This is a genomic window from Streptomyces fradiae (genome assembly GCF_041270065.1).
Lineage (GTDB): Bacteria > Actinomycetota > Actinomycetes > Streptomycetales > Streptomycetaceae > Streptomyces.
The window spans coordinates 3,416,975-3,430,538 of record NZ_CP065958.1 but is presented as its reverse complement, the minus strand read 5'-3'; the positions used below and the strand labels follow the sequence as shown (position 1 = coordinate 3,430,538).

13 protein-coding genes are annotated in these 13,564 nt (G+C 72.1%); 9 read left to right on the top strand and 4 right to left on the bottom strand.

What is annotated here, in order from left to right; genetic code table 11:
- Positions 1–14: 14 nt before the first annotated feature.
- Both JAO84_RS15435 and JAO84_RS15430 read left to right on the top strand, forming a co-directional pair.
- Positions 15–1,091: an NAD-dependent epimerase/dehydratase family protein gene (locus JAO84_RS15435; RefSeq protein WP_370413411.1), complete on the top strand. Its 1,077-nt coding sequence runs from the start codon at positions 15–17 to the stop codon at positions 1,089–1,091.
- A gap of 14 nt (positions 1,092–1,105) precedes the next feature.
- Entirely contained in the window at positions 1,106–2,110 is a 1,005-nt protein-coding gene (locus JAO84_RS15430; RefSeq protein WP_370413410.1) for a lysophospholipid acyltransferase family protein, read from the top strand.
- Positions 2,111–2,188: 78 nt separating this feature from the next.
- On the opposite strand, the gene JAO84_RS15425 is transcribed toward JAO84_RS15430, so the two are convergent.
- The 3 genes from JAO84_RS15425 to JAO84_RS15415 form a co-directional block, all read right to left on the bottom strand.
- Entirely contained in the window at positions 2,189–3,373 is a 1,185-nt protein-coding gene (locus JAO84_RS15425) for a DUF5667 domain-containing protein (RefSeq protein ID WP_370413409.1), read from the bottom strand.
- Between the two features lie 298 nt (positions 3,374–3,671).
- Complete coding sequence (locus JAO84_RS15420) at positions 3,672–4,475, bottom strand: ECF subfamily RNA polymerase sigma factor, BldN family (RefSeq protein ID WP_265866476.1); 804 nt, start codon at positions 4,473–4,475, stop codon at positions 3,672–3,674.
- Positions 4,476–4,932: 457 nt separating this feature from the next.
- Positions 4,933–5,883: an HAD family hydrolase gene (locus JAO84_RS15415; RefSeq protein ID WP_370413408.1), complete on the bottom strand. Its 951-nt coding sequence runs from the start codon at positions 5,881–5,883 to the stop codon at positions 4,933–4,935.
- Positions 5,884–5,991: 108 nt separating this feature from the next.
- On the opposite strand from JAO84_RS15415, the gene JAO84_RS15410 reads away from it, so the two are divergent.
- From JAO84_RS15410 to JAO84_RS15380, 7 genes are all read left to right on the top strand, one after another.
- Positions 5,992–6,282 carry a glutaredoxin family protein gene (locus JAO84_RS15410; RefSeq protein WP_365763883.1) on the top strand — a complete coding sequence of 97 codons (291 nt, stop codon included), beginning with the start codon at positions 5,992–5,994 and terminating at the stop codon, positions 6,280–6,282.
- Positions 6,283–6,554: 272 nt separating this feature from the next.
- Entirely contained in the window at positions 6,555–7,382 is an 828-nt protein-coding gene (locus JAO84_RS15405) for a redox-sensing transcriptional repressor Rex (RefSeq protein WP_370413407.1), read from the top strand.
- A complete protein-coding gene (locus JAO84_RS15400) occupies positions 7,379–8,734 on the top strand; it encodes a glutamyl-tRNA reductase (protein WP_370413406.1) in 1,356 nt (451 codons plus the stop codon). The genes JAO84_RS15405 and JAO84_RS15400 overlap by 4 nt, the downstream gene beginning before the upstream one ends.
- Positions 8,731–9,726, top strand: a complete 996-nt coding sequence (gene hemC / locus JAO84_RS15395) for a hydroxymethylbilane synthase (RefSeq protein ID WP_370413405.1) — start codon at positions 8,731–8,733, stop codon at positions 9,724–9,726. Before JAO84_RS15400 ends, hemC begins: the two co-directional genes overlap by 4 nt.
- Entirely contained in the window at positions 9,723–11,393 is a 1,671-nt protein-coding gene (locus JAO84_RS15390) for a uroporphyrinogen-III synthase (protein WP_265866470.1), read from the top strand. The genes hemC and JAO84_RS15390 overlap by 4 nt, the downstream gene beginning before the upstream one ends.
- 119 nt (positions 11,394–11,512) lie before the next feature.
- Complete coding sequence (gene hemB, locus JAO84_RS15385; protein WP_370413404.1) at positions 11,513–12,514, top strand: porphobilinogen synthase; 1,002 nt, start codon at positions 11,513–11,515, stop codon at positions 12,512–12,514.
- Positions 12,515–12,568: 54 nt separating this feature from the next.
- The gene (locus tag JAO84_RS15380) at positions 12,569–12,841 is read left to right on the top strand and encodes a DUF1876 domain-containing protein (RefSeq protein ID WP_265866501.1); all 273 of its coding nucleotides are present in this window, start codon (positions 12,569–12,571) and stop codon (positions 12,839–12,841) included.
- A gap of 21 nt (positions 12,842–12,862) precedes the next feature.
- Here JAO84_RS15380 and JAO84_RS15375 read toward each other — a convergent pair whose 3' ends face one another.
- Complete coding sequence (locus JAO84_RS15375; RefSeq protein WP_370413403.1) at positions 12,863–13,510, bottom strand: TetR/AcrR family transcriptional regulator; 648 nt, start codon at positions 13,508–13,510, stop codon at positions 12,863–12,865.
- Positions 13,511–13,564 lie beyond the last annotated feature (54 nt).

The window sequence follows — 13,564 nt, the reverse complement described above, 5'->3', positions numbered from 1 at the left end:
GGAAGGCGCTTCTCTTGGGCAAGGTCGTGCTCGTCACCGGTGCGGCACGGCACCTCGGGGCGCGTTTCGTCCGGCGCGTGCAGCGCGATCCGGAGGTCGACCGGGTGGTCGCCGTGGACGCCGTCGACTCCCCGCACCCGCTGGGCGCCGCCGAGTTCGTCCGGGCCGACATCCGGCAGCCGACGGTCGCCAAGGTCCTCGCGCAGTACGACGTGGACACCGTCGTGCACATGGACGTCACCGGCACCGCGCTCGGCTCCGGCGGCCGCACGTCGGTCAAGGAGACCAACGTCATCGGCACCATGCAGCTGCTCGGCGCCTGCCAGAAGTCGCCGCGGGTGCGCCGGCTGGTCGTGAAGTCCAGCACGAGCGTGTACGGGGCCGCGCCCCGCGACCCGGCGGTCTTCACCGAGACGACCCCCGCCAAGTCGCTGCCGAGCGGCGGCTTCGCGAAGGACGCGGTCGAGGTCGAGGGATACGTACGGGGCTTCGCCCGGCGCCGCCCGGACGTCGCGGTGTGCGTGCTGCGCTTCGCGAACATCCTCGGGCCGCGGGTGGACTCCCCGCTCGCCGAGTATCTGGACCTGCCCGTCCTGCCCACCGTCCTCGGCTACGACCCGCGGCTGCAGTTCGTCCACGAGGACGACGTCATCGACGTCCTCGAACTGGCCTCCCGCGAGCCGCGCCGCGCCACCCTCAACAGCGGCACCTTCAACATCGCCGGCGACGGGGTCCTTCTGCTGTCCCAGTGCGCCCGGCGGCTCGGCCGGCCGACGGTGCCGGTGCTGCTGCCCGCGGTCACCTGGGTCGGGCAGGCGCTGCGCACCGTCGGCCTGACCGACTTCGCGCCGGAGCAGATCCGGCTGCTCACCCACGGCCGGGTGGTGTCCACGGTGCAGATGCGCGAGACCCTCGGCTTCACGCCCCGCTACACCACCGCCGGGGCCTTCGCGGACTTCGCGGGGAGCCGGGGCCCGGGTCTGCTGCCGCCGGAGCTCCTGGCGGGCGCCGTGGACCGGCTCACCGACCGGCTCGTGGACCGGCTCACGGACCGTCCCGTACCCGAACCGACCTCCCCGACCGCGGAATAGGAGCCCAGATCGCGATGGCGGACGCCAAGGTCATCCCCTTCGACGACGACCGGTCCCGGGCCCGCCGCCGGCCGCCCGGTGGCAGGAGCGACGGCGCGGCCGCCGTACGGGCGCTGCCGACGCAGCCGGCACCGGCATCGGCATCGGCCCCCGCTCCGGCGGAGCCCGAGGCCCGGGGCTCCGGCTGGGAGCGGCGGCTCGCGGGCGGGCTCGCGTTCCTGCGGCGGCGGGTCACCGGCGACTACGAGGTCGACGAGTTCGGCTACGACGAGGAGCTCACCGACCAGGTCCTGATGTCGCTGCTCCGCCCGCTGGCCGAGAAGTACTTCCGGGTGGAGGTGAAGGGCGTCGAGAACATCCCGAAGGACGGCGGCGCCCTGGTGGTGGCCAACCACTCCGGGACGCTGCCGCTGGACGGCCTGATGATGCAGGTCGCCGTGCACGACCACCACCCGGCCGGGCGTCATCTGCGGCTGCTCGCCGCCGACCTGGTGTTCATGCTGCCGGTGGTCAACGAGCTGGCCCGCAAGGCCGGGCACACGCTGGCCTGCGCCGAGGACGCCGAACGGCTGCTGAAGGCCGGGGAGATCGTCGGGGTGATGCCGGAGGGCTTCAAGGGCATCGGCAAGCCCTTCGCCGAGCGGTACAAGCTGCAGCGCTTCGGCCGTGGCGGCTTCGTCTCGACGGCGCTGCGGGCCGGGGTGCCGATCGTGCCGTGCTCGATCGTGGGCGCGGAGGAGATCTACCCGATGCTCGGCAACGCGAAGACGCTCGCCCGGGTGCTGGGCCTGCCGTACTTCCCGCTGACCCCGACCTTCCCGTGGCTCGGCCCGCTGGGCGCGCTGCCGCTGCCGACCAAGTGGACGATCCAGTTCGGCGAGCCGATCCCGACGGACGGCTACCCGCTGGAGGCGGCGGAGGACCCGATGCTGATGTTCAACCTGACGGACCAGGTCCGCGAACAGATCCAGCACACGCTGTACAAGTTGCTGGTGCAGCGCAGGTCGGTGTTCTTCTAGTCGGTGTTCTTCTGACGGTACGGAGAAGGGCCCGCCACCCGGGATGGGTGGCGGGCCCCTCCTCGTACCGCGTCCGCGTCAGTTCGCGTCGCTGCTGTCGATGCCGAGGCCCGGCAGCAGGCCCGGGAGGATCGGCGGGATCGTGACGTCCGGGACGGACGGGGTGGACTCGTCGCCGGACGGGGCGGTGCTGGTGCCCGTTTGCGGGGGCCTGAGCAGGTCGCCCGTGCCGCCGAGGAGGCCGCCGTCCTTCGGCGCGCCCGTGCCCGTGCCGGACGGCTGGGGCTGGGTCGCGTCGCCGCTGTGGGACGGGGAGGCGGACGAGGTGTGCGGGCGCTGGGTGGTGGCCGACGGGGTGCTTCGCGGCGCGCTCGGGTCGCCGGAACCGATGTTGCCGCGCTCGGGGGTGCGGGGCAGCACGGACTGGAGTGGCTCGACCTCTTCGTCTATGGCGATGAAGACGTCGTCCACCTCGTTGCCCACGTCGGTGAGCTGGACCGGGAGGCGGTCCCGCAGCCCGTCCCAGGTGGCGCGGTGGGCCTGGGCGAAGGAGTTGAGCCGGGCCATGGGCCCGATCTCGCCGTCCCGCTCGTAGGCCTGGCGGAGCAGCCGGTGGCCCTCGGAGGCGTCGTGCTTCATGCCGTCGAGGACCCGGCGGATCTCGCCGAGCGACTCGTGGTCGAGGTCGCCGGCCCGGCCGCGCTCCATGAGCCTGCGGGCCTCGCTCAGGCGCGTGGACGCCTGGTCGAGATAGAGCCCGCCCCGGTCGGCGTCGTCGTCCGCCATCCCGAGCTTGATGTCCTCCATGCCTCGCTTGAGCCCGTAGAGCGAGTCACCGGGAAGGGCGTCGGAGCTGGCAGCGGCGACTCCGCTGAACGCCCCGGCCGCCACACCGACCGTGAGGCCGCCGGCGGCCAGGCCCTTGGTCCAGCGGGAGCGCGGCCGGAGTTTGCGGAGCCGGTGCGCTCCCTTGCCGTGGGAGCTCCGCTGCTCCGGCACGGTAGGGCCCGCTCCGGCGCCCCCCTCCATGAGCATCGCTTCCATGGCGGCCACGAGCTGGGCTCGCTGCACCACCTTGACCTCGGGGTCCATCTCCGGCTTCGGCAGCTCGCCGAGTCCGTTCGCCAGGGCCAACAGCCGTCCGTGCTCGGCCGGTTCGGCCGATGCCTCGGGTGGCTCGGCCGCCGCGCCCTCGGACGTCCGATGCTCCAGGGCCTGGGCGAAGGCGTTCGCCCGCCGGTGCGCCGAAACGTTCGCGATCACTGGCGGCACCTCCTCTCGTCATGACGGTCGACTCCCCGAGGGGTTCGGAAGGTTGCACACCTTGAGCGCATCCACACGAAAGAGTGAGTGGAAGTGGACATGGCGTGACCACAGGGAGCCTGCATTTCGCACAACGAGCGGCGCGGCACTTGGGTTACGCGCGAAAGATGATCGGACCAGTGCGTCATCGAGTCGTCACCGACTGTGTATCGGACGGGGAGGGAGGGGTGTGGGGGGCGTGGGAGGAGGGGACGCGGGGAGCGGGGGGAGGGCTGCGCGTGTGGGGGGCGCGGAGCGCTCAGCGGGCGTCGTCCGGGAGGAGGCGGGCCAGCGTGCGCACGGCCCGGTACTGGAGGGTCTTGATCGCTCCCTCGTTCTTCCCCATGACCCGGGCGGTCTCGGCGACCGACAGGCCCTGGAGGAAGCGCAGCGTCACGCACTCCTGCTGCTGCGGGTTGAGGCGGCGGACGGCGTCGAGGAGGGCGGCGTTGGACAGCGACTCGAGGACGGAGTCCTCGGGGCTGCGCTCCACCTCGTTGGCGTCGAGCATCTCGCCGGTGGTGACCTCGAGCCGGAAGCGGCTGGACTTGAAGTGGTCGGCCACCAGGTTGCGGGCGATGGTGACCAGCCAGGCGCCGAAGTCGCGGCCCTGCCAGGTGAAGGTGGAGATCCGGCGCAGGGCGCGCAGGAACGTCTCGCTGGTGAGGTCCTCCGCCGTCGCCTTCCCGCCCACGCGGTAGTAGATGTAGCGGTAGACGGTGTCGCTGTACTGGTCGTAGAGCCGGCCGAAGGCGTCGGCCTCGCCCGCCTGGGCGCGCTCGACCAGGTCCATCATCCGGGCGCTGTCGCTGTCGGCGGTGGGCCGGCGGGCGGCGGTCGACGTGCCGGCGCCGCCCCGGGCGGAGCGTCTGCCGACGGCGGCGCCGCTCTCGGCCAGGGCATAGCAGGGCCCGGCGGGTGCCGGCCCCCCGGCGAAGGCGGGTCCGCCGAAAGCGGGTGCGAGGGCGGCGTACGCGGTGGGGACGAAGCCGCGCAGGTGGTCGAGGACCGTTGCGCGCAGCGTAGCCAGGCCCGAGGCGTCAACCCCGACGTGTGGGTACACGGGACTCCCAGAGGCAGAGCTTCCATCACGTGCAGTGCGGGACCGTTCACTCGTCGTGGCGACGGGTGGGTTCCGGTATGCGTCTGAGGAGAATAACGCTTAGTACAGGCAGTGCTACACCCAGTTGCTCAAATCACCGGTTCAGTCTGATCCGTTACTGCTTGTGGTCGTGATCACTCGTACTTGGTGACCGGTTGCTGATCGGTTTGCTTCCGAGTGTGATCAACCAGGGGTGTGCTTGTGCTCAAGTGCGCTAAGGGGGAATGGCCGGGGCCCGTGCCGGGTAGGGAGCCCGGATGGCTCGACGGGCCATGTGTGCGGGGGTGTTCGACCACGGACGGGTGAGCACCGGCGGTCCCGGGTTGTCGTGATCGATCGCGGCCGAAACGTATCGGCATGATCGGTAAATCCGCCCGCGCGCGCCGTGCCCGGTGGGCGCCGGCTCAGCGGCGGCGGTTCAGCGGCGGCGGCGGTGCAGGGCGAGCGCGGCGGCCGTGCCGCCCGCGAGGGCGCCCACGCCGGCCGCGGCGGGGATGCCGACCTTGGCCGCCTTGCGGCCGGTCCGGTAGTCCCGCAGCCGCCACTCGCGGTCCCTGGCGTACCGGCGCAGCTTGGTGTCCGGGTTGACCGCGTAGGGGTGCCCGACGAGGGACAGCATCGGGATGTCGTTGTGCGAGTCGCTGTACGCGGCGCAGCGCGCCAGGTCCAGGCCCTCGGCGGCGGCGAGCGCCCGTACCGCCTCGGCCTTGGCGGGCCCGTGCAGCAGCTCGCCGACCAGCTTGCCCGTATAGACGCCGTCGACGGACTCGGCGACGGTGCCGAGCGCGCCGGTCAGGCCGAGCCGGCGGGCGATGATCGTGGCGGTCTCGACCGGGGCGGCGGTCACCAGCCAGACCTTCTGTCCGGCGTCCAGGTGCGCCTGGGCCAGCGCGCGGGTGCCCGGCCAGATGCGGTCGGCCATGTACTCGTCGTAGATCTCCTCGCCGATCGACATCAGTTCGGAGACGCGGTGGCCCTTCACGATGGACAGCGCGCTGTCCCGGGCCTCCTGCATGTGCTCGGGGTCCTCGACGCCGGCGAGCCGGAACCAGACCTGCGCCCAGGCGAACCGGGCGAGTTCGCGGCGCTGGAAGAACTTCCGCTTGTACAGGCCGCGGCCGAAGTGGAAGATCGCGGCGCCCTGCATCACGGTGTTGTCGAGGTCGAAGAAGGCGGCGGCCTCGGTGTCGCCGACGACCGGGAACTCCGGCTCCGCGGGCGCGGCTTCGGCGGCGGCCTCGGCCTCCGCCCGCTCCCGTTCGAGCTGGGCCGAGGTCTTGCGGGCCGCCTCCGCGGCGGCCTCGCCTGCCAGGACGCTGCGCGCGGTGGCGGAGCGCCTACGGGGGGTGAGCCATCCTGGAGCGGCCATGCTTGGAGCATAGCCAGTCTGTTCGGTCCTTCCCGACGTGCCGGGATGCCGTGGTGTGAACAGTGGGGGACTCCCTTGTTACCTACGGGCCCGTCGGCGGCGCGCAGAATGGACGGCATGTTCGGACGGACGAAGAAGAAGAGCGGTCCGCGGGAGAGCGGGCCGCGCACGGTGACGCTGATCGGCAAGCCGGGGTGTCATCTGTGCGACGACGCCCGCGCGGTGATCGAGACCGTGTGTGCCGAGACGGGTGCACTCTGGGAGGAGAAGGACATCCTCCGGGACGAGGCGCTGTACGCCGCCTACTGGGAGCAGATTCCGGTCGTCCTGGTCGACGGCGAGCAGCACACCTTCTGGCGGGTGGACGCCGGGCGGCTCCGGCGCGAACTGGGTGGTTGACCGAAAGGGGGCTACCATCATGGACGTTTTGTTGGGTTTCGGGGGCGGCGTCGTAAGGAGAGTGTGCGGTTTTGCCCCCTTCGGGATTCCAACGCTCTGATGCCGTCCGCGGTTCCGTACCGTCGCGATCCGGCCGCGTGACCCCGGTCACTTTGGGCGGACAAAACGGACACCATCTTTGTGCACGCGTTCACAAAGACATAGCCTGCATTCGACGGGGCGGTCCTGGGACACACGGCCGCCTGCAGCCCCGCTCATCCCGCAGGAGCACCGTGGCAACTGGCCGAACTCACCGACCGGCGACCCGTAGCCGAGGAATTCCCGAGGCCACCGTCGCCCGTCTCCCGCTGTATCTGCGTGCCCTCACGGCACTGTCGGAGCGCTCCGTGCCGACGGTCTCCTCCGAGGAGCTCGCGTCCGCGGCGGGGGTCAACTCCGCGAAGCTGCGCAAGGACTTCAGCTATCTCGGCTCGTACGGCACCCGCGGTGTCGGCTACGACGTCGAGTACCTCGTCTACCAGATCTCCCGCGAACTCGGCCTGACCCAGGACTGGCCGGTCGTGATCGTCGGTATCGGTAACCTCGGCGCCGCGCTCGCCGGCTACGGCGGTTTCGCCTCCCGCGGCTTCCGGGTCGCCGCGCTGATCGACGCCGACCCCGCGATGACCGGCAAGCCGGTCGCCGGGATCCCGGTCCAGCACAGCGACGACCTGGAGAAGATCGTCACCGAGGACGGCGTGTCCATCGGCGTCATCGCCACCCCGGCCGGTGTCGCCCAGCAGGTCTGCGACCGGCTCGTGGCCGCCGGTGTCACCTCGATCCTCAACTTCGCGCCGACCGTGCTCTCCGTGCCCGACGGCGTGGACGTGCGCAAGGTCGACCTCTCCATCGAGCTGCAGATCCTCGCCTTCCACGAGCAGCGCAAGGCCGGCGAGGAGCCCGGCGCCGACTCCGGCCCCGAGGCCGCGGCCCCGGCCGAGCCGGCCGGCGCCGCCGTCGCGCCGCCCGCCGCTCGTACGGCGCAGGACTCCGGCCGTACCGCTCAGGACTCCGGTCGCAAGGGACCTGACGGGGACATGCCCGCGGTGATGCCCGCATGAGCCTCCTCGTCGTCGGTCTCAGCCACCGCAGCGCCCCCGTCAGCGTCCTGGAGCGGGCCTCCCTCTCCACCGACGCCCGGGCGAAGCTGCTGCACGACACCCTCGCCGCCGAACCGGCCGGTGAGGGCGCCGTCCTGGCCACCTGCAACCGCATCGAGCTCTACGCCGACGTGGACAAGTTCCACGCCGGTGTCGCCGAGCTGTCCACGCTGCTCGCCCAGCACAGCGGCGTCGGCCTCGAAGAGCTCACCCCCTATCTCTATGTGCACTACGAGGACCGCGCCGTCCACCACCTCTTCTCGGTGGCCTGCGGCCTGGACTCGATGGTCGTCGGCGAGGGCCAGATCCTCGGCCAGATCAAGGACGCCCTCGCGCTCGGCCAGGACCTGCACACCGCCGGACGCCTCCTGAACGACCTGTTCCAGCAGGCGCTGCGGGTCGGCAAGCGCGCCCACAGCGAGACCGGCATCGACCGGGCCGGGCAGTCGCTCGTCACCTTCGGCCTGCAGCAGCTCGCCGAGGGCGCCGACGTCGACGCCTGGGCCAAGGGCAAGCGCGCCCTCGTCATCGGCGCCGGCTCGATGTCCTCGCTCGCCGCCGCGACCCTCGCCCGGGCCGGCGTCGCCGAGATCGTCGTCGCCAACCGCACCGCCGCCCGCGCCGAGCGCCTCGTCGAGATCCTCACCGAGCCCGGCAGCACGGGAGTGGCCGCACGCGCGGTCGAGATGGTTGCCGTCGGCGACGAACTGGCCCGTGCCGACGTCGTCGTCTCCTGCACCGGCGCCACCGGACTCGTCCTCACCGGCGAGGCCGTCGAGACCGCGATGCAAGGCCGCGAGACCCCGCTGTTCCTGCTCGACCTCGCGATGCCCCGCGACATCGACGCCGCCGCCCACCGCATGCCCGGCGTCCGGCTCGTCGACATCGAATCGCTCGCCGAGGCCTCCGCCGACGCGCCCATGGCGGGCGACGTCGACCAGGTGCGCACCATCGTCTCCGACGAGGTCGCCGCCTTCGGCGCCGCCCAGCGCGCCGCCCACATCACGCCGACCGTGGTCGCCCTGCGCGCCATGGCCGCCGAAGTCGTCGCCGGCGAGGTCGCGCGCCTGGAAGGCCGGCTGCCCGGCCTCGACGACAAGCAGCGCGCCGAGATCACCCAGACCGTGCGCCGGGTGGTCGACAAGCTCCTGCACGCGCCCACCGTGCGCGTGAAGCAGCTCGCCGGCGAGCCCGGCGGCGCCGGGTACGCGGACGCGCTGCGGACACTCTTCGACCTCGACCCGGAGACGGTTGCCTCTGTCAGCCGGGCCGACCGAAACGACGGCGACGTCAAGAACCGAGGGCGAGTATGACCGAGAAGGCACTGAGGCTCGGGACCAGGCGCAGCAAGCTCGCCATGGCCCAGTCCGGACATGTGGCCGACGCCGTCCGGCAGCTGACCGGCCGGACCGTCGAGCTCGTGGAGATCACGACGTACGGGGACACCTCCCGCGAGCACCTCGCGCAGATCGGCGGCACCGGCGTGTTCGTCGCCGCGCTGCGCGACGCGCTGCTCGCCGGCGAGGTCGACTTCGCCGTGCACTCCCTCAAGGATCTGCCGACCGCCCAGCACCCCGAGCTGACCCTGGCCGCGATCCCCAAGCGCGAGGACCCGCGCGACGTCCTGGTCGCCCGCGAGGGCGTCACCCTGGACACGCTGCCGGACGGTGCCCGCGTCGGCACCGGTTCGCCGCGCCGGATGGCCCAGCTCAACGCGTACGCGCGCAGCCACGGCCTGACCATCGAGACCGTACCGATCCGCGGCAACATCGACACCCGGGTCGGCTATGTGCGCAAGGGAGAGCTCGACGCGGTGGTCCTCGCCGCCGCCGGACTCAACCGCATCGGCGGAACCGAGGAGCTCACCGGCTCCCTGACGGTCGACCCGCTGTCGGTCGACGCGGTCCTGCCCGCCCCCGGCCAGGGGGCCCTGGCGGTCGAGTGCCTGGCGTCGAACGCCGACCTCGTCGCCGCGCTCGCCGAGCTCGACGACCCGTACACCCGGGTCGCCGTGACCGCCGAGCGAACCCTGCTCGCCGCCCTGGAGGCCGGCTGCTCCGCACCCGTGGGTGCGCTGGCCGACCTGCTGGCCGACGGTCCCGGTCACGGGTCGCACGAGCAGACTGTCACCGAAATGCGCCTGCGCGGCGTCGTCGGCACCACCGACGGTTCCACGCTGGTGCAGCTGTCCACCACCGGTCCCGTACCCACCTCGCACGACGAGGCGGTGGCGCTCGGACGCGAACTCGCGGACGAGATGCTCGCCAAGGGTGCGGCCGGTCTTATGGGGGAGCGAGCACTTTGAGCCCCACCGCCCCGACCACCAGCCCCGCGTCCGCCGCCTTCCCCGGCCACGGTCACGTCACCTTCCTCGGCGCCGGACCCGGCGACCCGGGACTGCTGACGCTCCGGGCCGTCGAAGCCCTGGCCGGCGCGGACGTCCTGATCGCCGAGCCGGAGGTGCTCGAAGTCGTTCGCGGGCATGCGCGCGCGGGCGTGAGCACGCCTGAGCTGACGGTTGTCGACGAGGCGTCAACAACCGTCGGTGTCCCCGTGTTGAGGGATGCGACCAATCTTGTCATGGAGGCCGCGCGCGGCGGCAGGCGGGTCGTCCGTGCGGTGACCGGCGACCCCGGCCTCGACGGCAACGCCGGCGCCGAGATGCTCGCCTGCGCCTCCGCCGGCATCCCCTTCGAGGTCGTGCCCGGCGTGGCCACGGCGGTGGGCGTGCCCGCGTACGCCGGCGTGCCGCTGCGCGACGCGCAGGGCACGGACGTGCGCTTCGTCGACGCGCGGACCGCCGACGACCGGTGCTGGGCCGAGGTCGGCGCCTCCGACGGCACCGTCGTCGTCTCGACCTCCCTCGACTCGGTCGCCGCGGCGGCCGGTGAGCTGGTGGCGGCAGGCCGTAAGCCGGACACCCCGCTCACCGTGACGATCGCGGGTACGACGACCCGGCAGCGGACGTGGACCGCGACGCTCGGCACGATCGCCCAGGTCTTCAAGCAGGGCAAGGTGCTCCCGTCGCCCGAGGGCCACCGTCCGGTGATAGCCGTGGTCGGCGAGCGCAGCGCTCCGGCGCAGCGGGACCTGCTGTCGTGGTTCGAGTCCAAGCCGCTCTTCGGCTGGCGGGTGCTCGTGCCGCGTACCAAGGAGCAGGCCGCGTCGCTCTCCGACCAGCTGCGCTCGTACGGCGCGGTGCCGCACGAGGTGCCGACGATCGCCGTCGAGCCGCCGCGTACGCCGCAGCAGATGGAGCGGGCGGTCAAGGGGCTCGTCACCGGCCGCTACGAGTGGATCGCCTTCACGTCGGTCAACGCGGTGAAGGCGGTGCGGGAGAAGTTCGAGGAGTACGGGCTCGACGCCCGCGCCTTCGCGGGCATCAAGGTCGCGGCGGTGGGCGAGCAGACCGCGGCCGCGCTTGTCGACTTCGGTGTGAAGCCGGACCTGGTGCCGTCGGGTGAGCAGTCCGCGGCGGGTCTGCTTGAGGACTGGCCGCCCTACGACCCGGTCTTCGACCCGATCGACCGCGTCTTCCTGCCGCGCGCCGACATCGCGACCGAGACGCTGGTCGCGGGGCTCATCGAGCTGGGCTGGGAGGTCGACGACGTCACCGCCTACCGGACCGTGCGCGCCTCGCCGCCGCCGGCGGACACCCGTGAGGCGATCAAGGGCGGCGGCTTCGACGCGGTGCTCTTCACCTCGTCGTCCACGGTGCGCAACCTCGTCGGCATCGCCGGCAAGCCGCACAACGTCACCGTCATCGCCTGCATCGGCCCGGCGACCGCCAAGACGGCGGAGGAGCACGGCCTGCGGGTCGACGTCCTCTCGCCCGAGCCGTCGGTCCACAAGCTCGCCGAGGCCCTCGCCGAGTTCGGCCTCCGCCGCCGCGCGGCGGCCCTGGAGGCGGGCGACCCGGTCACCCGCCCGAGCGAGCGCCGCCCGGGCGCGCGACGTCGTCGCACGACGTAGCGGGCGCGGTTTACGCAGCGGGGCGCGGTTCCTTCGGGGGCGGCGCCCCGTTCGCGTGGGGGACGGCGGCAACATCGTGTCGGTAAATGCACGGTGTGTGCGGGCGTAGCCTCGATGGCATGAATGGGTACGGAAGCTTTCCCGGGACGCGGCCGCGGCGGCTGCGGACGACGCCTGCCATGCGGCGGATGGTGGCCGAGACGCGGCTGCACGCGGCCGATCTGATTCTGCCCGCCTTCGTGCGGGAGGGCGTCGACGCGCCCGTGCCGATCTCCGCGATGCCCGGCGTCGTACAGCACACGCGGGACACGCTGCGGAAGGCCGCCGTGGAGGCGGTGGAGGCCGGGGTGTCCGGGATCATGCTGTTCGGGGTGCCGGAGGACGCGAAGAAGGACGCGGCCGGTACGGCGGGGACGGATCCCGAGGGGATCCTGCAGGTGGCGATCCGGGACGTGCGGGCCGAGGTCGGGGACGACCTGGTGATCATGTCGGACCTGTGCCTGGACGAGTACACGGACCACGGCCACTGCGGTGTCCTGGACGCGCAGGGGCGGGTCGACAACGACGCCACCCTGGAGCGGTACGCCGAGATGGCCCAGGTGCAGGCCGACGCCGGCGTGCACGTGGTGGGGCCGTCCGGGATGATGGACGGCCAGGTCGGGGTGATCAGGGACGCCCTGGACACCATCGGCAAGGAGGACGTGTCGATCCTCGCGTACACCGCGAAGTACTCCTCCGCCTTCTACGGCCCCTTCCGCGAGGCCGTCGGCTCCTCCCTGACGGGCGACCGCAAGACGTACCAGCAGGACCCCGCCAATGTGCGCGAGTCGCTGCGGGAGCTCGCGCTCGACCTGGAGGAGGGTGCGGACATGGTCATGGTGAAGCCGGCCGGCCCGTACCTGGACATCCTGGCCAAGGTCGCCGAGTCGGTGGACGTGCCGGTCGCCGCGTACCAGATCAGCGGTGAGTACGCGATGGTCGAGGCCGCCGCCGAGAAGGGCTGGATCGACCGGGACAAGGCGATCTTCGAGACCCTGACCGGCATCCGCCGGGCCGGCGCGCAGATGATCCTCACCTACTGGGCCACCGAGGTCGCCCAGAAGCTCGCCCGCCAGATCTGATGCACCCTGGAGAGGTACCCGACAGGTACCTCTCTGGAGGTGGTCCTCATGACGATGAACACGCTCGTCGGCTGGCACGTCGACATGGAGTTCCAGGAGGAGGGCGACCGGACGCGGGCCGCGTGCATGGTGCGGCTCAGTGACGGCACCGAGTTCCGCGCCCACGGCAATGCGAACCGGCACCCCTCCGACCCCGAGCAGTTGCGGGTCGGCGAGGAGATCGCCGGGGCGAGGGCGCTGATGGACCTCGCCTCCCAGCTCTTGCAGAAGGCCCACACCGAGATCGACGAGGTGTCGGGCCGTACCTCCCACCCCATCAACAGGTGAGCTGGCTGGCCTCCGGCGTCGTCAGTCGCGGGGGTCGCGGGCGGCCTGGACGCCGTCCAGGACCAGGTCCAGGGTGCTCATGAGCTCGTGGGCGAGCTGGTCCGGGGCCGCGTCCGGGCGGCCGCACCAGCGGTACAGCGCGCCCAGGTAGAGGTCGCGCAGCGCGTGGCCGATCTGGTCGGCGGTGAAGCGGGTGTGGAACTCGCCGCTGCGGATGCCGTCCCCGGCGATCCGGGCGAACAGATCGGCGAGGTAGGGGTCCTCCAGGAGCGGGCGGCCGGCCCGGACCCAGGCCATGAGCAGCGAGTTGGTCTCCTGTCGGTGTCCCTCGTTGATCCGGCTGAGTGTGGTCATGCAGTGGCGCAGCTGCCCGACGGCCGAGTCCGCGCCGCAGCCGTCGGCGGCCAGCGTGGCGAGGAGGGCGTCGCGCCGCTTCTCTCCCCAGGCGCCGAGGAGGTCTTCCTTGCGCTGGAAGTAGTTGAAGAACGTCCCCCGTGCGACGTCGGCGCGCTCCACGATCTCGTCGATGGAGGTCTCGTCGTAGCCCTGCTCCGCGAAGAGGGTGATGGCGGAGCTGTAGAGCCGCTCCTTGACCCTGAGCTTGTTGCGTTCCCGCCTGCCCAGGGGGGCCGTGCCCTGGCGGTTCGTGGCCGCTTCTGTCGGGCTCACGCGCTACTCCGATCTGTTCGTCAGCCGATCAGGCCCGCTCCCCTCGGTCCTGGT

Bases quoted from the DNA above. Each gene is read 5' to 3' on its own strand.
- hemB (WP_370413404.1), top strand. From the start codon at position 11,513: ATGAATGGGTACGGAAGCTTTCCCGGGACGCGGCCGCGGCGGCTGCGG.
- JAO84_RS15410 (WP_365763883.1), top strand. From the start codon at position 5,992: ATGGACGGCATGTTCGGACGGACGAAGAAGAAGAGCGGTCCGCGGGAG.
- JAO84_RS15380 (WP_265866501.1), top strand. From the start codon at position 12,569: ATGAACACGCTCGTCGGCTGGCACGTCGACATGGAGTTCCAGGAGGAG.
- JAO84_RS15415 (WP_370413408.1), bottom strand. From the start codon at position 5,883: ATGGCCGCTCCAGGATGGCTCACCCCCCGTAGGCGCTCCGCCACCGCG.
- JAO84_RS15400 (WP_370413406.1), top strand. From the start codon at position 7,379: ATGAGCCTCCTCGTCGTCGGTCTCAGCCACCGCAGCGCCCCCGTCAGC.
- hemC (WP_370413405.1), top strand. From the start codon at position 8,731: ATGACCGAGAAGGCACTGAGGCTCGGGACCAGGCGCAGCAAGCTCGCC.
- JAO84_RS15430 (WP_370413410.1), top strand. From the start codon at position 1,106: ATGGCGGACGCCAAGGTCATCCCCTTCGACGACGACCGGTCCCGGGCC.